Raw genomic sequence first — 210 nt, forward strand, 5'->3', positions numbered from 1 at the left:
GAGATGTAAATTCCGGAACGGAAATACTCATTCCATCTTGTCACTCCGTAAAACATTGTCAGTGTTGCAATTCCCGGTTTTGCAAGCGGCAGCACCACCGAAAACAGGACTCTCAGATGACCGGCCCCGTCGATCTTCGCCGCCTCGCAGAGCGACACCGGCACATCCTCAAAGTAACGCATCATAATGACAAGATAATACACGTTAACT

1 protein-coding gene is annotated in these 210 nt (G+C 49.0%); it reads right to left on the reverse strand.

Going from position 1 to position 210, the window contains the following annotated elements; genetic code table 11:
• A partial coding sequence (locus tag HJV72_RS19495; protein WP_208073537.1) for an ABC transporter permease subunit occupies positions 1–210 on the reverse strand: 210 nt, incomplete at both ends.

Source organism: Extibacter sp. GGCC_0201 (assembly GCF_017566055.1).
In the GTDB taxonomy this organism is placed as follows: Bacteria; Bacillota; Clostridia; order Lachnospirales; family Lachnospiraceae; genus Extibacter.